The organism is Sphingorhabdus sp. (assembly GCF_044239005.1).
Lineage (GTDB): Bacteria > Pseudomonadota > Alphaproteobacteria > Sphingomonadales > Sphingomonadaceae > Sphingorhabdus_B.
Window position 1 is genome coordinate 1 of record NZ_JBIICH010000026.1, and the last position, 20228, is coordinate 20228.

Sequence of the window (20228 nt, forward strand, 5' to 3'; positions counted from 1 at the left end):
ATTTGGGATAATGTTCAGCAGGATAAAAATGCACCGCCTTATCAACGCCGCCATGCACCGTTGGGTCAGCCACCTGATCGCTGTCAAAGCCTAGCTTGCCTAGCATCACGGGCCGGTCCACAGGCGCGCGGGCCATGGCGCTCATCGTGCCGTCGGCGCGGAAGGGCTTGGGGCCGCCAATCAGCAGCGTGTCGACTTGGGTCAAAATCATCGCGACGACATATCCCACCAAATGCAGCATTCCCATTGGCATTTTGCTTTACCGCAGATAAAAGCGCAGAAATGCACACCAGCGACCTTCGCATTGCGCTTTTCAGCGGCAATTATAATTATGTACGCGATGGCGCCAATCAGGCGCTCAACCGTCTGGTGGGATATCTTTTAAGCCAAGGCGCGTCGGTTCGTGTTTATTCGCCGACAGTGGAAAATCCCGCGTTTCAAGCAACGGGCGATCTGGTGTCCGTGCCTTCGATGGCCATTCCCTTTCGCCCTGAATATCGCATGCCATTGTCGTTATCGCGAAGCGTTCGACGTGATCTTGAGGCTTTCAATCCAAATATTGTCCACATCGCAAGCCCTGACCGGGTTTCACGCAAGGCCGTTAAATGGGCAAAAAAACAGAACCTGCCTGTTTTGTGTTCGGTGCACACCCGTTTCGAAACCTATTTCCGTTACTATAACATGTCCTTCATCGAGCCGGTCGTGGAAGCATGGATCCGCCGCCTGTATCGCAAATGCGATGCGTTGGTTGCACCATCGGAAAGCTTCGCTCAGGTCTTGCGCCAGCAGCGTATGAACTATGACATCGACATCTGGTCGCGTGGTGTCGACAGGGAGATATTTAATCCAGGTCGCCGTGACATGGAGTGGCGGCGCGGATTTGGCATATCGGACGACACCCCTGTCATCGGGTTTCTGGGCCGTCTGGTTATGGAAAAGGGTCTTGATGTCTTTTCGGACACGATTGACCAACTCAAACGACGCAACGTCCCGCATCAGGTTTTGGTGATAGGAGACGGCCCCGCACGTGCATGGTTTGAATCGCGGATACCAGATGCCAAATTTGCAGGCTTTCAGGTCGGCGCGGACCTCGGCCGGGCCGTGGCGAGCATGGATATGTTTTTTAACCCGTCGGTCACGGAAGCATTTGGCAACGTAACGCTTGAATCAATGGCCTGCGGACTGCCCGTCGTCGCCGCAAAAGCAACCGGCAGCCAAAGCCTAGTCGAAGACAAGGTGTCGGGACGCCTTATAACGCCGGGCGCAATCAACCAGTTTGCCGACGCATTGCAGGCCTATTGCGTAAACACCGACCTGCGCGCTGAACATGGCAATATAGGCGAGCGCAGGTCACATGATTATAGCTGGGATGCGATCAACCAGACCGTTGCAGACACGTACCTGCGCCTCATCCGTCAACGTGCCGCGCGTGATATTGCTGCGCGCTGACAGGGTGCATGTGTTAGGCAGGCTGCCCGGTACCGGATCCCAATACACATGAGCGACCTTTTTCACGACGAACCCGCACAAACAGAGACGCTGCCAAAAACAGCGCCGCTGGCGGATAAGCTGCGTCCTGCGCAATTGAGCGAAGTCATTGGTCAGGAGCATCTGACAGGACCAGAGGGCGCCATTGGCCGGATGGTGGCCGCGGGCAAATTGTCGTCCATGATCCTCTGGGGCCCGCCGGGTACTGGAAAAACGAGCATCGCGCGTTTGCTGGCTGATGCCGTCAACATGCATTACAAGCCGATCTCCGCGGTCTTCTCGGGCCTCGCGGACCTCAAAAAGGCGTTTGCCGAAGCCGAGACTATGGCGCGGACCGGCAAGCAAACCTTATTGTTCGTGGACGAAATCCACCGTTTTAACCGCGCGCAGCAAGACGGATTTCTGCCCTTTGTCGAAAGCGGCTTGGTCACTCTCGTTGGCGCGACAACGGAAAATCCGTCGTTCGAATTGAACGCCGCTTTGCTTTCGCGTTCGCAGGTCATGGTGCTCCACCGTCTTGATGACGCCGCGTTGGCAACATTGCTCGCGCGCGCAGAAGATATCATGGAGCGCCCCCTGCCCGTCACGGCCGATGCCAAATCCGCGTTGATATCGAGCGCGGACGGCGATGGTCGGTTCCTGCTCAATCAAGCCGAAACGCTGTTTTCCATCAGAATCGACAACCCGCTCGACCCGGCTGCGATGGCGGCGCTACTGCAACGGCGGATGCCCGTCTATGACAAGGATCGCGAAGGCCATTACAACCTGATATCCGCGCTGCACAAAAGCTTGCGCGGCTCCGATCCGCAAGCTGCGCTTTATTGGATGGCGCGGATGTTGGTGGCGGGCGAAGAACCTTTATACGTCCTGCGCCGCCTCGTCCGTTTCGCCAGCGAGGATATCGGCCTCGCCGACCCGCAAGCGCTCGTCCAATGCCTTGCGGCCAAGGACGCCTATGAATTTCTGGGCAGCCCCGAAGGGGAAGTCGCCATTGTTCAGGCATGCCTGTACCTTGCGACCGCGCCAAAATCGAACGCTGCGTATAAAGCGCAGAAATCCGGGTGGAAGCTGGCACGCGACACCGGATCGTTAATGCCGCCCGCGAACATATTGAACGCGCCAACCAAGCTGATGAAAGACATCGGCTATGGCGCGGGATATGCGTATGACCATGACAGCGCGGACGGATTTTCCGGCGCTAATTACTGGCCGGACCAAGTTCCGCCAACGCAGCTCTATCAACCCGTCGAACGTGGTTTTGAACGCAAGATCATAGAACGGCTGCAATATTGGGATCGTCTGCGCGCCCGCAAAACCGGTCCAGACGCGACATGATGTCCGCCCACCGCCAAAACGTCTGATGCGGTCCTTTACGCGTTTTGCCTGCGCCGATTGGTCCGGGGCAAAAGGCAGCCGCCATCCCGGCATCGCCCTTGCCGTCTGCGAAGCTGGCAATGAAGCCCCGCGCCTTGTTCCTGCACCCTCCGGCATTTGGTCGCGTCAGGCGGTTGCCGATTGGTTGCTGGCGCAAGATGATGATTTGCTGATTGGCTTCGACTTCAGCTTCGCGCCCCCCATGATTGCGCGCGGCGCCTATTTACCGGGCGATGCATTGCCGACAACTGCCAAGCCTTTTTGGGCCTATGTTGACGGCATTTGCGATGATCCCGATTTGGGAGCCGCCTCATTCCTTGAAAAACACCATCGCCGCCATTTTTATTTCGGCGCTGCCGATGGCGTAAAATCGACATTCTTACATTGGCGGCAGTGCGAGTTGTTGAACAAGCACAGTAGCGGGAAGATCTCGACCGTCTTCGACGCCATCGGCGCGTCACAAGTCGCCAAAGCAAGCTTTGCGGGCATGCGCTTTCTAAACCATGTCCACGAACATGTCGCCATATGGCCGTTTGATCCGTTGCCCGAACGCGGGCCTGTGGTGGTGGAGATATACACAACCATCGCCGCACGCGCCGCAGGCGTCGCCAAAGGTCGTAGCAAGATTCGCGACGCAAACGGGCTGGATGAGGCTCTACGTAGGTTGGATTCCCTGCCCCACACACCGCTCGAACGCTACACCGACCATGCAACAGATGCGTTGCTTACCGCCGCATGGCTGCGCAAAACCGCGTCAAATCCACAATTTTGGACGCCAACCGCATTAAATTGCGAAATAGCTGCAACTGAGGGCTGGACCTTTGGGATCATTTGAGGCAATGGGCGCCACAGTGCCGGCTTAGCTCAGTTGGTAGAGCACCTGATTTGTAATCAGGGGGTCACGAGTTCGAACCTTGTAGCCGGCACCACTTTTCCAAACACTTAAATGGCGATGCCGGAGCAAGTCGCGGCATCTTTCAATTTCCAGCAATCACATAGCAATCTCCGGGCGACGCTCCGTTGCCTGTTCGCGGGCACCTCGGTCACTCGCGCGTGCCAAGCAAATCGCGGGCGACCACCCAATTGTGGATCTCGCTGGGTCCATCATAAATGCGCATGGTACGCAGCTTGTTTGAAAGCAGATATAGCGGCATTTCGCGTGTCATGCCCATGCCACCGAACATCTGCATCGCATGGTCGACGATGTCATATGCGGCTTCGGTACAATAGGATTTGATCATCGAAATTTCCTGCCGCGTGTCGCGCCCTTCATCGATTTTCCACGCGCAGTCATAGGTCATCAAGCGCATGGCATGAATGCGTGTGGCGGCATCGGATATCCAATTTTGAACCGTCTGGCGCGCAGACAAAGGCTTGCCAAATGTGACGCGCTGTGGCGCATATTCAATCATCATGTCCAATGCGCGCTGCGCCATGCCGATCGACCAGGACGCCATTTCAATACGCCGCGTGCCAAGCCGAACCTGCATGGGCAGAAACCCCTGCCCGCGCGTCCCGAGCAATTTCCAGCCCGGAACACGGCAATCGTCCAGCGCGATTTCATAGGTCGCGGTGCCGTCAATCATCGGGATTTTACGCAACACGTTGAACCCGGGCGTATCGCGGTCCACCAAAAATGCAGACATGCCATTGCGGCCATTGGCATTCTTGTCGGTTACCGCCATCAAGATCGTGAAATCGGCTTCATCCGCTTTGGTAATCCAGATTTTGCGGCCGTTAATGACCCAGTCGTCGCCATCTTGGACTGCCGTGGTTTTCATCAATTGCGGATCAGCGCCAGCGCCAGGCTCCGAAATGCCAATGGCAGAAATGGTCTCTCCACGCACATAAGGCGCAAGATAATGCTCGCGCTGCTTTTCGTCCGCAGCCGCCATCATCATACGCAAATTCGGCGAATCTGGCGGCAGGGTATATGGCGTCGCGGTGCGGCCTAATTCCTCACCGACCCCAACCATCGCCACCATCGGCAAATTCATACCGCCGACTTCTTCTGGCGCATCCAGCCCCCACAGGCCCAGATCTTTCGAGACAGCGTCAACCTTGGCCTGTTCATCCTTGGTCAGATAGCTGCCTTTGCCTGCAGTATCGCGCGCCAGAACCTCACCTTCGAGCGGCACCAGTTGGGAGTCCACAAATTTGCGGACCAGATCCTTTAACATCCGATGTTCTTCGGCGAGTTCAAAATTCATCCATTGGGCCTTTATCGACTGATGTGACGGCTGTGTTGTCGATTTTCATGTCCGAAATCATGTCAATCAATAGCTGCGGGGAAGACCGAGAACATGCTCGGCAAGATAGCTCAGGATCAGGTTGGTGCTGATCGGGGCAACGGTATATAGCCGTGCTTCACGGAACTTGCGTTCGACATCATATTCTTCGGCAAAGCCAAAGCCACCGTGCGTTTGGACGCACATGTCCGCGGCGGCCCAGCTGGCTTCTGACGCCAGAAGCTTCGCCATATTCGCCTCTGCGCCCGGGTTACCGCCAGCGTCAAACACCCGCGCTGCATGATGCACCATCAGTTCCGCTGCGCACATTTGGGCATAGCAGCGCGCTATAGGAAACTGCACGCCTTGGTTCTGGCCAATGGCGCGACCAAAGACGTTGCGTTCGCTGGCATAATCTCTGGCTTTTTTAATGAACCATTTGGCGTCGCCAATGCACTCTGCGGCAATGAGGATACGCTCGGCATTCATGCCCGACAGGATGTACCGGAACCCTTTGCCTTCTTCGCCAACCAAGGCCGATGCGGGAATCCGCATATCGTCAAAGAATATCTCGGTCGTCGAATGGTTCATCATCGTGCGGATGGGTTTAATGGTCATGCCATTTCCGACCACCTTGCGCATATCGACGAGGAAAACCGAGAGCCCCTCCGTCTTGCTGGTGACATCTTCGCGCGGGGTCGTGCGCGCGAGTAACAGCATAAGGTCGGAATATTCCGCGCGGCTCGTCCATAATTTTTGGCCGTTAATGACATATTCGTCACCGTCCCGCACAGCGACCGTCCGCAAGGAAAGCGTATCGGTGCCGCTGGTCGGTTCGGACACACCAAATGCCTGCAGGCGCAGCTCGCCTGTCGCGATACGTGGCAGATATTCCTGCTTCTGTTCTTCGCTGCCATATTTCAACAGCGTATTCATGATGTACATCTGGGCATGGGCGGACGCGCCGTTGCAGCCTGAGGCTTGAATTTCCTCCATGATAATGGCCGCGTCAGAGAGTGTGAGCCCTGACCCACCATAAGCTTCCGGTATCAACGCCGCGAGGAACCCTGCCTTGGTCAGCGCGTCCACAAATTCGCCCGGATAGGCGCGGGCGCTGTCTTTTTCCCGCCAATATGCACTTGGAAAATCGGCGCATAATGCCTGAACCGAACGGCGGATTTCGGCGATATTTTCACTCTCACTCATGTCAAATATGTCCTTGCGCCGAAGCTGCCATGATCTGTCGTCCGTCGCCTGCAAAGGCGGCTAGTTCCATATCGTTGCCTGATCCCCGCATCACCAGATGCAAGGCCTCTCCGCAAATCGCTGGAGATAGGCCCCGGAATGCGAAGCTGGCCAATGCGTTGTCCCCCAACGCCCGGCGGGCGAGGTCCAGTAGCAAACTTGCTGTCAGCGGACCATGGACCACTAACCCGCGATAGCGCTCTTCATCGCGGGCATATGGCAAGTCATAATGGATCCGGTGGCTGTTGAACGTGAGCGCGGAATAGCGAAAAAGCAACGGCTCGCAGGGGACAACAACGCGCTGAGCGTCCCAGCCGTCGGCATCAAAGCTGCCCGCGCTGTCCACGGGTGGTGATAGCGGCGTTTCTAACCCCACGGCCGCGCGATACACGATGCTTTGAACCTCGCGCACGGCCAGTCCGTTTTCAGTGGACGTTTCATGCGCGACATCGACAAATACCAGTTGCCCTGAATTGCCGGACTTTTCGGATATCGACAATATGCGCGACGTCCGCGTCACGACCGCGCCAATATGCAATGGCTTCAAAAACGCGACTTTGCTTGAGGCCCACATACGGCGCGGCAACGGCACTGGGGGTAGGAAGCTTTCTACGACATCGTCGCGCAACGGATGCCCATCGGGCCCAAGCTTTGCGGTTGCTGCATCTGGCAAGCAAAGGCACCAGTGCAAACCCTGCGGCACATTGCCATCGCCCGGCGCATCCCGGTCAAAGGTTGCAAGCCAGCGCGAAACCAGCCCAACATCGACCCTGTCTGTCCGCACCTCCTCGCGGCCAATCCAAGCATCCCATGCCCCCATCAGTTTACGCCTCCCATTAGGCCTTTGGCGATCACCTGCGCCTGAATTTCTGCGGCACCTTCGAAGATATTCAGGATCCGCGCGTCACACAAAACGCGGCTGATTTCATATTCCAACGCATAGCCGTTGCCGCCATGAATTTGCAGTGCGGCATCGGCGTTGCTCCACGCCGCGCGGGCCGCCAGCAGCTTCGCCATCCCCGCCTCAATATCGCAGCGTTTACCAGAATCCTTGGCGCGGGCAGCAGCATAGGTCAGTTCACGGGTCATCACGAAATCGGCCACGCTCATGGCGATTTTGTCGGCGACACGCGGGAACCCGATGATGGCCTTGCCAAACTGCTTGCGGTTGACGGCATATTCGAGGCCAAGCTCCAACGCGCGCTTGGCGACACCCACGGCGCGCGCTGCGGTCTGGATACGTGCGCCTTCAAAGGTGCGCATCAACTGCTTGAACCCCTGCCCCTCTTCGCCGCCCAACAAAGCATCGGCAGGGGCCAGCATGCCATCGAATTGCAACGCATATTCGCGCATACCGCGATAGCCCAGCACTTCGATTTCGCTGCCGGACATGCCCGTCGCCGGAAACGGGTCGCTATCCGTGCCGCGCGGCTTGGGGACGAGCAGCATCGACAGACCCGCATAGCCTTTCGCATCGGGCACAGTGCGTGCCAGCATGGTCATCAGATCGGAACGGCTGCCATGCGTAATCCATGTCTTTGCGCCATTGATCGTCCATCCATCAGCGGTCCGTTGCGCACGGGTTTGTAGCGCGCCAAGGTCAGACCCTGTGTCGGGTTCGGTAAACACTGCGGTCGGCAAAATTTCTCCGCGCGCAATTTTCGGTAGCCAATGCGCTTTTTGTGCCTCTGTGCCGCCCATGGAAATCAACTCACCGGCGATTTCAGACCGCGTGCTCAGCGAACCAGCGCCGATCCAGCCGCGCGAAAGCTCTTCGGTTATTACGCACATGACCAGCTTGGATAAGCCAAGCCCGCCATATTCGGCAGGGATGCACACGCCGAAAGTGCCAAGCGCCGCCATCGCCGAAATCGTGTCATCGGGGATCAAATCATTGGCCAAATGCCAGCGATGCGCGTGCGGCAAAATTTCGCCATTCGTAAAGCGGCGATATTGATCGCGAATGGCGTCAAGTTCTGCGTCGTGAAGGCTTTCGCTCGGCATCGCACCTGACGCCATCGCCTGCGCGACATCGGCGCGCACCGCGGCATGATCTAGGCCCAATAAATCTTCGCAACGTGCTGCCAAAAGTGCCGCCTGTTGCGACATGCCAAGATCAACGGGACGGAATATTTCATTCTGCCCCATCGGCAATCCGCCGGTCAATTGCCCCAACGTTTCGGCAAAAATCAGCGTCGCAATGTTTCGATCAAGTTCGGTTCCGCCGTTATGTAGGCGCAGCCAATCCGCCACTGCCGCAAGCGCAGCCACGCTTGTCGCAATCCATGAAAAGCCGTGGGCCGCGCGCTGGTCGGCGTCCATCGACCGCGCTTTTACCCGGTCGGCAAGCGCCGCCTTCGCCGCATCGCGGTAGCCCTCAGCAGCTTCGAGAGCGGCTGCAAAACTCATGCGCGCTCAAACACCGCCGCTATGCCCTGACCACCGCCAATGCACATTGTTTCCAGACCATAACGCACATCACGCCGCTGCATTTCGCGGGTAAGGTTCGCCAATATTCGCCCGCCAGTTGCGCCGATTGGGTGGCCAAGCGAAATGCCGGAACCGTTGACGTTGAGCATGTCATGACGACTGTCATCATCCGACCAGCCCCATCCTTTGAGGCAAGCTAACACCTGCGGCGCAAATGCCTCGTTCAATTCAATCAGACCGATGTCGTCCCAGGAAAGGCCATTGCGCGCAAAGAGCCGCTCCGTCGCTGGAACGGGACCAAAGCCCATGCGTGATGGCTCGCAACCCGCAGCCGCCCAACTGTGGAAATAGGCGATGGGTTCCAACCCAAGCTCTTCAAGCTTGTCCTCTGCGACAACAAGGCAGGCGGCTGCCGCGTCATTTTGTTGGCTGGCATTGCCCGCCGTGACCACGCCGCCCTCAAGCGGGCGCAACGCAGCCATTGTCTCAAGCGTCGCGTCCGCGCGATAGCCTTCGTCATGATCAAAGACGATTGGATCGCCTTTTCGTTGCGCGATGCTGACGGGCACCAATTCATCGTCAAACAGACCATTTGCCCATGCCGCCGCGGCGCGCTGGTGCGATCGGGCCGCATATGCGTCACATGCTTCGCGGCTGATATTATGGTCTTTGGCTAGGTTCTCGGCGGTTTCAATCATCCCCGATATCACGCCAAAGCGTTCAACCGGCTGGCTCATGACGCGTCCGCGGGTCAACCGATCATGCAAGGTCAGATTGCCCGCCCGAACGCCTTTGCGGATGTCGGTGGTGTAATGTTCAACGTTGGACATGCTTTCGCAGCCACCTGCGACCACCATGTCGCTCACCCCGGTTTGCACCATCATCGCGGCATTCACGATCGCCTGAAGCCCGGAACCGCAACGACGGTCGATCTGGTAGCCGGGCACTTCAATCGGCAAGCCAGCGGCCAGCCATGACCAATGCCCGATGCACGGGGCCTCACCGCTGCCATATCCTTGTGCGAACACGACATCGTCCACGCGGGACGGGTCAATCTTCGTCCGCTCGACAAGCGCTTTCAATATGATGCCGCCCAACTCACCTGCGTTCAAGGACGAGAGCGCACCGCCAAATTTGCCAACGGGCGTGCGGATGGGGGCGACGATGGCTGCACGGCGAAGCTTATTCATTTGGCAATTCCTAATATTCCAGAGTCAATGAGACGGGCGATTTCGCCCGAGGACAGGCCGAGCGTAGTGCTCAATATTTCCTCGCTATGCGCCCCATTGCGCGGGGCGGCCTTTGCGTCGCCACGCGGCAATTGGGGAATAGTGCCAAAAGCACCAGCAGCAGGATAATTGAAGCCCGACGGGTTTGCGTCAAAGTCGCTAAACATCGGATTATTGCCGACCAAGCGCGGATCATGCGCCGCATCCAACATAGTGCGATAGGCCGAATGAACAATTCCGGCCTCATCAAGTGTTGAAGCCATCGCCGCGTGATCGAGCGAACCAATTGCCCTTTCAAACAACGGATAAAGCGCATCGCGGTGCTGAAAGCGAAGCCCATCATCTTTGGCGAAGCTCACTCCGCGTTCCGCCTCTATCGCCTCCACCTGCGCCGTCAAACCAAGCGCACCAACAAGGTTCGCCCATTGGCGGTGCGTGACAACGACTACCATCGTGCGCACATTATCCTTGGTCACAAAATCGCGCCCGAACAGTCCGTAGACCGCGTTGCCGAGCCGAGGACGATTGGCATTATTATGCAACACTTCTGCGACACCGCCCAGATTGGCAACGGTGCCAATGGCGACATCCGACAGGGGAATGCGAACTTCACTGCCCTCGCCGGTCTGTTCGCGCCTACGAATGGCCGCCAGCATAGCGAACGCCGCATAAGCGCCGCTGATGACATCCCAAGCGGGCAACACATGATTGACGGGTTCAGGGCCAGCGCCAGTCATCATGGGATAGCCAACCGCATTATTCACCGTGTAATCCAGCGCAGGCGCCCCGTCGGCCCAGCCCATGACCCGAACGGTTACGAGATCGGCACGTCCTTCAGACAATTTTGCGTGCGACAGAAAGCCTTCTGCAGGAAAATTGGTGATGAACTGACCGGTCGCCCGCACCAGTTCCTGCAACAACTCGCGCCCCTGCGGGCTGGATAGATCAAGCGCGACTGATTTTTTCGCGCGGTTTAGATTTTCCCAATAGAGCGAGTCATTCGCCTCAGTCACTGGCCAGCGATGATAATCCGGGCCGCCGCGAATCTGATCGACACGGATCACCTCTGCCCCGAATTGCGCGCAATACAGACCAGCTGTCGGCGACGCCACAAAGGACGACGCCTCGATAATCTTGAGACCATCGAGTAAATTATACATGTATCAGGCCTGCGCCGCCCATTCACGCAGCATATGCTTGGCAATCTGAAGCTGCAGGATTTGCGTTGTGCCTTCATAAATCCGGTAAATGCGCGCGTCACGGTAGAAACGTTCCGCATCATATTCTGCGAGATAACCAGCGCCACCGTAAATCTGGACAACGCGATCGACAACGCGGCCACACATTTCGGATGCGAATACCTTAGCCGCCGCTGCTTTGCGCAGCACATTCTCACCGGCATCGGCCCGGCGGGCCGCGTCATCCAACATACATTCCGCAGCGTAAATCTCGATTTCACTGTCCGCCAGCATTTGTTGGATCAGCTGGAAATTGGCAATCGGTTCGCCAAATGCCTTGCGCTCATTGGCGTATCGCAGTGCGCTGTCGAGCGCACGCCGTGCATAGCCCGTCGCCGCTGCACCAACCGACATGCGTCCGTTGTCGAGGCTCTTCATGGCAAAGGCAAAGCCCTTGCCCTCTTCACCACCCAATATGGCGTCCGCAGGCAACTTCACATCTTCCATGATGATATCGGCGATATGGCTACCGGCCTGCCCCATTTTCTTGTCGGACTTACCCACGGTGATGCCAGCGGTGTCCATAGGAACGATAAAAGCCGAGACATGCGCGTTTTTGGGCAAGGCTTCCTTACTTGTCCGCGCCATGATCAACGCGACATTCGCAAATGGCGCATTGGTGATGTACCGTTTTGTACCGTTCAATACCCAGCCATTGCCTGACTTCACCGCTGTCGTCTGCATCGCCGCAGAGTCAGATCCGGACCCGGGTTCTGTCAGACCAAAGGACGCAATTTCGCCAGCCGCCAAACGCGGCAGCCATTCGGCCTTTTGCGCATCGGTTCCGCCATTTTTGAACGCCGAACACACCATCCCGATATTGATGGACGTGACCGAACGAAAGCATGGTGCCGCGTAGCTGAATTCACGCATGGTGCGGATATATTGCTGAATATTCATTCCAGCGCCGCCATATTCTTCCGGAACCGTCAACCCAAACAACCCCAGATCGCGCATTTCGGCCATGATCGCTTCAGGGATCAATTCCGTTTCGAGCACTTCCTTTTCCGCCGGAATCAACCGTTCACGAATATAACGTCGCAGCTGTTCCGTGAATTGTTCGAAAATGTCGTTATCCATTATGTTCGTCTCCGCTCCCATGGAAAATATGCGCTTCACCATGGATTACTGTTCGTTTTTGAAATTCAAAAGTACCCGTTCGACAAAACCGTGACATTGCGTTCAACGCTTGTCGACTGAAATGCTGCTTTTCCATCGCATTTTAATGCAGGGATAGGTCCGGATTATCTCACCTGATTGAACGGGGCCTAAAAAGCGTATGTCCATCCAGCGCACTGGTGACGAGTCATGGAGGGGAATGACATCCGTTGATGGACCTGATTGAATAAGCGTTCAATGTTTGATATTCTCTCTTATGCAAGAGATTCGAGCTGATCGTCGCCAACATATTATAGCCTCGGCCATCTGTGTTTTGGCTGAAAATGGAATTGTTGAATTCACGTTCAACAAAGTTGCGCACCATGCCGGTATCTCGGCAGCTTTGATCGTTCATTATTTTGCGAGCAAAGAAGCCCTTCTTGAGGCCGCTTTCCGCTCCGTAGTGCGTCAATTGAATAATCAGGCGACGGCGCGTCTCCGGCTCGCTGCGGGGCCCCGCGCGCGGATACAGGCGCTGGTGGACTCCCATCTTGGGCATAATGATTTCTCCGAAGAAACGGCACGGGTTTGGCTGTCTTTCTGGGGACAGGCGCTGCATGTGCCGCAACTTGCGCGGGTGCAGCGGGCGCATCAACAGCGCATGTTGTCCAACCTCAAATTTGATCTGCGGCAGATTGTCGACGCACAGGACGTATCCCCGATGGCGGACACCATCGCCGCGATGATCGACGGTGTTTGGTTGCGCGCCGCGATGAATGGCGGCGTGGCGCTTCAGAACGGGTTGGCGCGTGAACTGATCTTTGAATTCATCGCACGGAACCTAAAGGACACCCTGCCCTCGCGTGCCGCCACAAGCTTCGACACGGTCAACCCGGCTACAGGGCAGCTGCTCGCGACCATCCGCATCGACGGACAGGCAGAGGTCGATAAGGCTGTTGCCCGCGCGGCCGAGGCGCAAAAGCTATGGGCCAAAACACCGGGTGTCGAACGCGGACGCATCCTTCACCGCGCCGCCGCGCTGCTCGTCGAACGCAATGACGTGCTCGCGCGGCTTGAGGCGCAAGATACAGGCAAGCCCATTCAAGAAACAATTGCCGTAGACGTCTTGTCGGGTGCGGACTGTATCGAATATTATGCTGGCCTTGCGCGCACAATTGCCGGTGAACATCACGACCTTGGCACGGGCGCGTTCGGCTATTCCCGGCGCGAGCCATTAGGCGTTGTCGCGGGCATTGGCGCGTGGAACTATCCCATACAGATTGCCTGCTGGAAATCCGCACCCGCGCTGGCTTGCGGCAATGCAATGATCTTCAAGCCAGCCGAGCTGACCCCCCTGACCGCGATTGAGCTAGAAAAAACCTATCGCGATGCGGGCCTTCCCGATGGGCTGTTTCAGGTGGTGCAAGGCAAAGCCGACACTGGCCGCTTGCTCAGCCTGCATCCCGACATCGCCAAAGTGTCGCTGACGGGCGAAGTCGGCACGGGCAAAAAGGTGATGGTCGATGCGGCAGGCACGCTGAAATATGTCACCTTTGAACTGGGCGGCAAATCGGCGCTGATTGTGTTCGAAGATGCCGATTTGGACGAAGCGGTCTCGGGCGCGTTGCTCGCCAATTTCTATTCGGCGGGCGAGGTTTGCACCAACGGCACGCGCGTCTTTGTGCACAAAAATGTCCGTGATGCGTTTCTGGCAAAATTGAAGGCACGCACCGAGGCGATGGTGATTGGCGATCCGCTTAATCCAGCCACCCAAATGGGCGCGCTGATTTCACCAGCGCATATGGAAAAGGTGCTGGGCTATATCGCGCTTGGCCAACAACAAGGTGCAAATCTGCTGACCGGCGGAAAGCGTGTGATGACCGGCGATTTGGCGAAGGGCGCCTTTGTTGAACCAACCATCTTCACCGGCTGCACCGATGATATGGCCATCGTCCGTGAAGAGATTTTCGGCCCCGTTATGGCGGTGCTTGATTTCGAGGACGAGGCAGAGGTCGTCGCGCGGGCGAACAACACCAGCTTCGGCCTCGCCGCAGGCATTTTCACCAACAATTTAACCCGCGCGCACCGCGTGATCGCGGCGTTGGAGGCCGGCACCTGCTGGATCAACACATACAATATCACGCCGATTGAAATGCCATTTGGCGGCAACAAACAATCCGGTCTGGGCCGCGAAAACGGCAAAGCGGCGATCGAACATTATACCCAGCTAAAGAGCGTCTATGTCGCGATGGAACCCATCGATGCCCCCTATTGAGGCCGCAGACTATATCATCGTCGGCGCGGGGTCAGCAGGGTGCGTGCTGGCGGACCGGCTGAGCGCCGATGGCAAACATAAGGTCGTGTTGCTCGAATTTGGCGGCAGTGACCGGTCGATCTTCATTCAGATGCCCGCCGCGCTCGCTTACCCCATGAATACCAAGCGGTGGAACTGGGGCTATGAAAGCGAGCCAGAACCGCATCTGAATGGACGCCGCCTGAACTGCCCGCGCGGCAAGGGTTTGGGCGGATCATCGTCGATCAACGGGCTTGTCTATGTTCGTGGCAATGCACTCGATTTTGAACGCTGGAAAGAAGATGAAGGCGCAACCGGTTGGGGCTATGCCGATGTGCTGCCTTATTTCAAACGCGCCGAAGGGCGCGCCGAAGGCGGCAACGCATATCGCGGCGGAGATGGTCCGCTGTCGACCAGCTATGGCCCCCTCGACAACCCGTTGCATCAGGCCTGGCTCGATGCGGCGCAACAGGCAGGCTATAGCCTGACCGAAGACTATAATGGCTATGCCCAAGAAGGCTTTGGCCGGATGGACATGACGGTGCGGAACGGCACGCGCTGTTCGGCGGCCAAGGCCTATCTATATGAAGCCCGCAAGCGGCCCAATCTGCACGTTATCGAACATGCGCTGGCGACACGTATTCTGTTCGAAGGGACGCGCGCGGTCGGCATGGAATATGAACAAGCGGGCAAAAGGCACCAGCTGCACGCGGCACGTGAAGTCATCCTTTCGGGCGGGCCGATCAATTCGGTCCAGCTGTTGAAGCTTTCCGGCATCGGCCCTGCAGAAGAGCTGCAACGCCACGGCATAACAGTGCGCGCAGACCGCCCCGGTGTTGGCGCAAATCTGCAGGATCATCTTGAATTCTATTTTCAAATGGCCTGCACCCAACCCATCACCCTTTACGGCAAGGCAAATCTTCTCGGTAAAGCCATGATCGGTGCACAATGGCTATTCGGTCGGTCGGGAACGGGCGCATCCAACCAGTTTGAAAGCTGCGGTTTCATCCGCAGCCGCGCCGGCATAAAATATCCGGATATCCAATATCATTTCTTTCCTATGGCGATCAATTATGACGGATCGTCACTGGCAACAGAACATGGCTTTCAGGCGCATGTCGGCCCCATGCGTTCAAAAAGCCGGGGCACGGTGACACTCAAAAGTGCCGACCCGCACGACAAGCCCAAGATACTTTTCAACTATATGAGCCATCCTGATGATTGGGTGGACATGCGCGCCTGCGTACGGCTGACGCGGGAGATTTTCCAGCAACCTGCTTTCGCCCCCTATCGCGGCCGTGAAATTCAGCCCGGCGCGGACTGCGTCACCGATGATCAGATTGACGCCTTCATTGCTGAACATGTCGAAAGCGCGCTTCACCCCAGTTGCACATGCAAGATGGGCAGTCCGCGTGACCCAATGGCCGTAGTGGACCCCGAATTGCGTGTGATCGGTGTCCAAGGGCTGCGCGTCGTCGACAGCGGGGTGATGCCGTCCATCACCACGGGCAACCTGAATGCGCCGACGATCATGATCGGTGAAAAGGGCGCGGATCATATCCTTGGCAAGCCCATGCTCGCACCGTCTAATGCGCCATTTTACGTCGCGCCAAATTGGGATGTTGCCCAAAGATGACACACACTATCCTCGAGCCAGCACGCCAGATTGATGTGATCCGGCAAACGGACGTCCTCGTCATTGGCTCAGGCCCCGGGGGCCTTGCCGCGGCGTTGGCATCTGCACGGGCGGGCGTCGAAACGACGTTGCTTGAACGTTATGGTTGCTTCGGTGGCAATATCACGCAGGTCGGGGTCGAAGGCTTCGCATGGTACCGCCACCCGGCAACGATCGACAGCGAAGGTATCGGGCGTGAATTTGAAGACCGCGCCAAGTTAATGGGTGCGGCAATGCCCGAGCCCCAATCGATCAGCCACAGCCTCGATGCTGAAGGGTTCAAGTTCGTTGCTGATACGCTTGTCGAGGAAGCGGGCGTCATCCCGATGCTGCACCGATTATGTGTCGCACCCATCATGGACGGCAACACGATCCGCGGCGTCATTGTGGAGAGCAAGGCGGGCCGCGAAGCCATCCTCGCCAAGCGCGTGATTGACGCGACAGGCGACGCCGACATTGCCCATCGTGCCGGTGCGCCGACGCATATGCACCCCGTGGACGAAATGATGTCCGTCTCGGTCATGTTTTCGATGTGCGGGGTCAACAAGACGCGGTTTATTGACGCCGTAAAGGCCGATCCGCAAACCTATGGTGACTGGGCCGTGGGCGGTGAATGGGAAGTGATTACCAGCGGCAAAGAGGATGAAATGTTCTCGCCATTCTTGCGCAAGCCGTTTCAAAAAGCATTGGAAGCTGGCCTAATACCGGACAGTGTGAAAACCATGGCGGGCACATGGGGCACCGTTTCGGATCAGGGCGACCTCACTTATCTCAACATGTGCCATCTCTATCTCGACGGCACGGATCCCAATGCCCTAACCCATGGCGAAATGGCGGGACGAAAACAGGCGATGCACGCCATTGCGGCGTTGCAAGCCTTCATGCCCGGCTGCGAAGATGCAAAGCTGCGCAACTTCGGCATGACGCTGGGCATTCGCGATACGCGCAAGATTGATGCGGTTTACAATATGACCGCAGACGATGTGATGGAACAAGGCCGCTTTGACGACAGCATCGGCATTTTTCCTGAATTCATCGACGGCTACGGCTATCTCATTTTGCCGACGACGGGCCGCTATTTCCATCTTCCTTATCGGTCAATGGTTCCCAAAAATGTGAAGCACCTGATCACCGCCGGTCGTGTCATTGGCGGTGACAAGGTCAGCCACGCCGCCGTCCGCAACATGATGTGTTGTGCGGTTGCGGGGCAAGGTGCTGGCGTTGCTGCGGCGTTGGCGGTCAAGACGGATCGCGACTTTGACGAAGTTGATATCAGCGCCGTGCAAAAGGAACTGGTCCGCCAAGGCGCCCGCATTTCTTAAGCTGACAGATCAGGGTCCAGCGCAGCTTGCAGGCGTTTGCGGAACAGCAAAATGAGCGTCCCACCCACCAAAGCGATGGCCGCGTCCATAGCCCAGAAAACCGACGGGCTCATTTGGTCAAAATAGCTACCCACCCACCCAGCAAGCACATGTCCGACAAAGGGCGAGAGAAACGCCACGCCCATCAGGAAAGAGCCCATCCCCGGAGGCGCCGCCCTGCTGACAATCGCCAGCGTCGTTGGCCAATAATACATCCAAGCGAGCCCCATGATCAGCCAACCCGCGATTGCCCATCCCGCGCCCACACTATCCGGTTCACTTAGTCCTAAATTGCCATAAGCAAAAAGAAGTGCGGCAAAGGCAATAATGGTTGTTCCAATGCCCACCTTCGTCACGCTGGTGGGCTCGCTGCCGCGCTTGGCCTGCCATGCCCAGAACGCGATCAACGCAGGCGCGGCAAGGATGGCACCGATGGAATCCATCGATGCAAACCAGCTCGATGGCACCTCGCCAAGCGATGTCGCCAAATTCACATATTGATCGACCCACAATATCCCGATGCTCCATACCATCGGATACGCAATTTCAGCGGGTATAGTCAGCGCAATGACAAGCAGCAGCACCGCCACCCGTTTGCGTTCAGCGGCGGTCATGGCTGGGGCCTTTTCCCGTTTGCGCGCCACCGGACGGTCATCCGGCAGATGCTTCTGGCCCAGAACATAGGCGACGAGCGCGATTAACATCAAAGCCGCTGCAACCGCAAAACCGGCATGCCAGCCATAGATGGCTGCAACCAACCCCGTCACAAACGGCCCGCTCGCCGCGCCAATGCAAATGCCGGTCGAGAAAATGGTAAAACCGCGCGACCGCATGGATTCATCCGACTGCGGGTAAAGCGCCCCGACCTGCGCGGAAATATTGCCCTTGAGAAATCCCGATCCAAGGATCAGCAGCAAGAGCGCAAATAGGAAGCTGGCATAAAAGGACATCGCCAAATGCCCTGCGCTCATCAGGATAACGCCGATCATCACCGTGCGCTTTGCACCTAATATGCGGTCGGCAACCCAGCCCCCGACGATAGGTGTGAAATAGACAAGGCCCGCATACCAACCATAAATGATCGCCGAAAAAGCGACGTCGCTCATCGGCCCACGAAATTCGAACATATTACGGAGCGCGGCGAGCCCAATGACTTGCACCGCATTTTCAGGCTGCAGCAGCTCTTTGACCATATAGAGCGTGAGCAAGGCCGACATTCCATAAAAGGAAAAGCGCTCCCACATCTCTGTGAACGATAAATAGTATAGGCCTTTGGGGTGACCAGACGGCTGGCCATGTGCGGTTTGTGCGATCTTATCCAAGCTTTCCCCCAACATTCTGTGCGCCCGTGGCAACGTCAGTATCTATGCCCGCTGAGGCGAAAGGTGCAAGGGAATGATTGAGGGTGCGCATTGCGACTATGTTCGCAATGTGCGTTTAGTGGATGGTTAGCGCGCCCGCCTGCAGCGATCCGAACAGAAGCGCACATTTTCCCAATCTTTCGCCCATTTTTTGCGCCACGCAAACGGCTTTTCACATGCCGCGCATATTTTTGACGGCAGGTCTGCCTTTTTGACCATCTTGGGCATTGCGAAATTCCAAATTTGAGCGCGTGTTACGTGCGTAACATTTTTATCGCAGTTTCCGCTATATTTTTGCAAATGAAACTAACTATTTGCTGCGCAGCATTTCAAACGTTATCAGCGTACTACGCCTTTAGGCTGCTCAGAGGGATGCTGGGGGCAAATTAAGCTTTCATCCCCAATAAAAATGGCGCAAAGCCTTAGGAAAGTGATCAACAGGAGAGTGAATATGAAATTCGGAAATCATCTGCTGAAGGCTGCAATGCTGTCGACGATCAGCATCGCGTCGCTGAGCGCTGGCTCGGTAGCGTTCGCACAAGACACTGCACCACAAGCAAGCGACGAAGCTGACGAAAATGTCATCATCGTAACCGCAACGAAGCGCGAACAGACACTTGAAGAAGTGCCAGTGGCCGTTTCGGTGACCTCGGCTGCTGCAATCGAACGCGCGCAAGTGCGCGACCTTAAGGATCTGCAGACACTCGTTCCTTCGCTCCGCGTCAGCCAGCTGCAAAGCTCGGCCAACACGAACTTCATCATTCGCGGCTTCGGCAACGGCGCCAACAACCCAGGCATCGAAGGTTCGGTTGGCGTATTCATCGACGGTGTTTACCGTTCGCGTTCCGCTGCAGCGATCAGCGATCTTCCAAACCTGCAACGCGTCGAAGTGTTGCGCGGTCCACAATCGACCCTGTTCGGCAAAAACGCCTCGGCTGGCGTTATTTCGATTGTTACTGCTGCACCAAGCTATGAATTCGGCGGTTCGGCTGAACTCAGCTATGGCAATCGCAACGCAATCGTAGCGAAGGCCGATATCACTGGCCCAATCTCTGACAATGTCGCGTTCAGCCTTGCTGGCGGCATCAACAAAGCGGATGGTTACGGCACCAACCTGACCGACGGATCAAAAACAAGCGAGCGTAACCGCTGGTACGGCCGCGCACAATTGTTGATCGAGCCTTCGGACAGCTTCAAGCTGCGCTTCA

General features: G+C 56.9%; 16 protein-coding genes, 1 tRNA gene and 1 pseudogene. 8 read left to right on the forward strand and 10 right to left on the reverse strand.

The features are described 5' to 3' along the window. Positions 1-247, reverse strand: a pseudogene (locus tag ACILQA_RS03580) (hypothetical protein); the annotation flags it as partial. Between the two features lie 35 nt (positions 248-282). On the opposite strand from ACILQA_RS03580, the gene ACILQA_RS03585 reads away from it, so the two are divergent. The 4 genes from ACILQA_RS03585 to ACILQA_RS03600 all read left to right on the forward strand — a co-directional run bounded on the left by ACILQA_RS03585 (position 283) and on the right by ACILQA_RS03600 (position 3791). Continuing rightward, entirely contained in the window at positions 283-1449 is a 1167-nt protein-coding gene (locus tag ACILQA_RS03585) for a glycosyltransferase family 4 protein (RefSeq protein ID WP_395628450.1), read from the forward strand. 48 nt (positions 1450-1497) lie between these two features. Next, positions 1498-2823, forward strand: a complete 1326-nt coding sequence (locus tag ACILQA_RS03590; protein ID WP_395628451.1) for a replication-associated recombination protein A — start codon at positions 1498-1500, stop codon at positions 2821-2823. A gap of 22 nt (positions 2824-2845) precedes the next feature. After that, complete coding sequence (locus ACILQA_RS03595; protein WP_395628464.1) at positions 2846-3697, forward strand: hypothetical protein; 852 nt, start codon at positions 2846-2848, stop codon at positions 3695-3697. An 18-nt stretch (positions 3698-3715) separates the two neighbouring features. Continuing rightward, positions 3716-3791, forward strand: a tRNA-Thr gene (locus ACILQA_RS03600). Between the two features lie 114 nt (positions 3792-3905). On the opposite strand, the gene ACILQA_RS03605 is transcribed toward ACILQA_RS03600, so the two are convergent. From ACILQA_RS03605 to ACILQA_RS03635, 7 genes are all read right to left on the reverse strand, one after another. After that, a complete protein-coding gene (locus tag ACILQA_RS03605; RefSeq protein ID WP_395628452.1) occupies positions 3906-5072 on the reverse strand; it encodes an acyl-CoA dehydrogenase family protein in 1167 nt (388 codons plus the stop codon). Positions 5073-5138: 66 nt separating this feature from the next. After that, on the reverse strand, positions 5139-6296 hold the full coding sequence (locus ACILQA_RS03610; protein ID WP_395628453.1) for an acyl-CoA dehydrogenase family protein: 1158 nt from the start codon (positions 6294-6296) through the stop codon (positions 5139-5141). Between the two features lies 1 nt (position 6297). Next, positions 6298-7155: a MaoC family dehydratase N-terminal domain-containing protein gene (locus ACILQA_RS03615; protein WP_395628454.1), complete on the reverse strand. Its 858-nt coding sequence runs from the start codon at positions 7153-7155 to the stop codon at positions 6298-6300. Continuing rightward, positions 7155-8744 (reverse strand): acyl-CoA dehydrogenase family protein, encoded by a 1590-nt coding sequence (locus tag ACILQA_RS03620; protein WP_395628455.1) that lies wholly within the window; start codon positions 8742-8744, stop codon positions 7155-7157. Before ACILQA_RS03620 ends, ACILQA_RS03615 begins: the two co-directional genes overlap by 1 nt. Next, positions 8741-9955 carry an acetyl-CoA C-acetyltransferase gene (locus ACILQA_RS03625; RefSeq protein WP_395628456.1) on the reverse strand — a complete coding sequence of 405 codons (1215 nt, stop codon included), beginning with the start codon at positions 9953-9955 and terminating at the stop codon, positions 8741-8743. Before ACILQA_RS03625 ends, ACILQA_RS03620 begins: the two co-directional genes overlap by 4 nt. Further along, the gene (locus ACILQA_RS03630; RefSeq protein ID WP_395628457.1) at positions 9952-11154 is read right to left on the reverse strand and encodes a CoA transferase; all 1203 of its coding nucleotides are present in this window, start codon (positions 11152-11154) and stop codon (positions 9952-9954) included. The genes ACILQA_RS03625 and ACILQA_RS03630 overlap by 4 nt, the downstream gene beginning before the upstream one ends. Before the next feature lie 3 nt (positions 11155-11157). Beyond that, positions 11158-12312 carry an acyl-CoA dehydrogenase family protein gene (locus tag ACILQA_RS03635; RefSeq protein WP_395628458.1) on the reverse strand — a complete coding sequence of 385 codons (1155 nt, stop codon included), beginning with the start codon at positions 12310-12312 and terminating at the stop codon, positions 11158-11160. Positions 12313-12607: 295 nt separating this feature from the next. Here ACILQA_RS03635 and betB point away from each other — a divergent pair, with 295 nt between their 5' ends. From betB to ACILQA_RS03650, 3 genes are read left to right on the forward strand one after another with little or no spacing between them, the layout of a single operon-like run. Beyond that, positions 12608-14605, forward strand: coding sequence for a betaine-aldehyde dehydrogenase (betB, locus tag ACILQA_RS03640; RefSeq protein WP_395628459.1), 1998 nt, complete (start codon positions 12608-12610; stop codon positions 14603-14605). After that, complete coding sequence (gene betA, locus ACILQA_RS03645) at positions 14592-16259, forward strand: choline dehydrogenase (protein WP_395628460.1); 1668 nt, start codon at positions 14592-14594, stop codon at positions 16257-16259. Before betB ends, betA begins: the two co-directional genes overlap by 14 nt. Next, the gene (locus ACILQA_RS03650; RefSeq protein ID WP_395628461.1) at positions 16256-17620 is read left to right on the forward strand and encodes an FAD-dependent oxidoreductase; all 1365 of its coding nucleotides are present in this window, start codon (positions 16256-16258) and stop codon (positions 17618-17620) included. Before betA ends, ACILQA_RS03650 begins: the two co-directional genes overlap by 4 nt. Here the strand turns inward: ACILQA_RS03650 and ACILQA_RS03655 are convergent. Together ACILQA_RS03655 and ACILQA_RS03660 are read right to left on the reverse strand one after the other, a co-directional pair. Next, the gene (locus ACILQA_RS03655) at positions 17617-18981 is read right to left on the reverse strand and encodes a peptide MFS transporter (RefSeq protein ID WP_395628462.1); all 1365 of its coding nucleotides are present in this window, start codon (positions 18979-18981) and stop codon (positions 17617-17619) included. The two genes, ACILQA_RS03650 and ACILQA_RS03655, sit on opposite strands and share 4 nt — an antisense overlap. A 126-nt stretch (positions 18982-19107) precedes the next feature. Then, on the reverse strand, positions 19108-19248 hold the full coding sequence (locus tag ACILQA_RS03660; protein WP_324477484.1) for a DUF2256 domain-containing protein: 141 nt from the start codon (positions 19246-19248) through the stop codon (positions 19108-19110). Between the two features lie 223 nt (positions 19249-19471). Here ACILQA_RS03660 and ACILQA_RS03665 point away from each other — a divergent pair. Further along, the coding region (locus ACILQA_RS03665; protein ID WP_395628463.1) for a TonB-dependent receptor at positions 19472-20228 on the forward strand (757 nt) is incomplete at its 3' end.

Excerpts from the sequence above, each read along its gene's own strand:
- ACILQA_RS03585 (WP_395628450.1), top strand. The coding sequence starts at position 283 with ATGCACACCAGCGACCTTCGCATTGCGCTTTTCAGCGGCAATTATAAT.
- ACILQA_RS03590 (WP_395628451.1), top strand. The coding sequence starts at position 1,498 with ATGAGCGACCTTTTTCACGACGAACCCGCACAAACAGAGACGCTGCCA.
- ACILQA_RS03605 (WP_395628452.1), bottom strand. The coding sequence starts at position 5,072 with ATGAATTTTGAACTCGCCGAAGAACATCGGATGTTAAAGGATCTGGTC.
- ACILQA_RS03610 (WP_395628453.1), bottom strand. The coding sequence starts at position 6,296 with ATGAGTGAGAGTGAAAATATCGCCGAAATCCGCCGTTCGGTTCAGGCA.
- ACILQA_RS03615 (WP_395628454.1), bottom strand. The coding sequence starts at position 7,155 with ATGGGGGCATGGGATGCTTGGATTGGCCGCGAGGAGGTGCGGACAGAC.
- ACILQA_RS03620 (WP_395628455.1), bottom strand. The coding sequence starts at position 8,744 with ATGAGTTTTGCAGCCGCTCTCGAAGCTGCTGAGGGCTACCGCGATGCG.
- ACILQA_RS03625 (WP_395628456.1), bottom strand. The coding sequence starts at position 9,955 with ATGAATAAGCTTCGCCGTGCAGCCATCGTCGCCCCCATCCGCACGCCC.
- ACILQA_RS03630 (WP_395628457.1), bottom strand. The coding sequence starts at position 11,154 with ATGTATAATTTACTCGATGGTCTCAAGATTATCGAGGCGTCGTCCTTT.
- ACILQA_RS03635 (WP_395628458.1), bottom strand. The coding sequence starts at position 12,312 with ATGGATAACGACATTTTCGAACAATTCACGGAACAGCTGCGACGTTAT.
- betB (WP_395628459.1), top strand. The coding sequence starts at position 12,608 with ATGCAAGAGATTCGAGCTGATCGTCGCCAACATATTATAGCCTCGGCC.
- betA (WP_395628460.1), top strand. The coding sequence starts at position 14,592 with ATGCCCCCTATTGAGGCCGCAGACTATATCATCGTCGGCGCGGGGTCA.
- ACILQA_RS03650 (WP_395628461.1), top strand. The coding sequence starts at position 16,256 with ATGACACACACTATCCTCGAGCCAGCACGCCAGATTGATGTGATCCGG.
- ACILQA_RS03660 (WP_324477484.1), bottom strand. The coding sequence starts at position 19,248 with ATGCCCAAGATGGTCAAAAAGGCAGACCTGCCGTCAAAAATATGCGCG.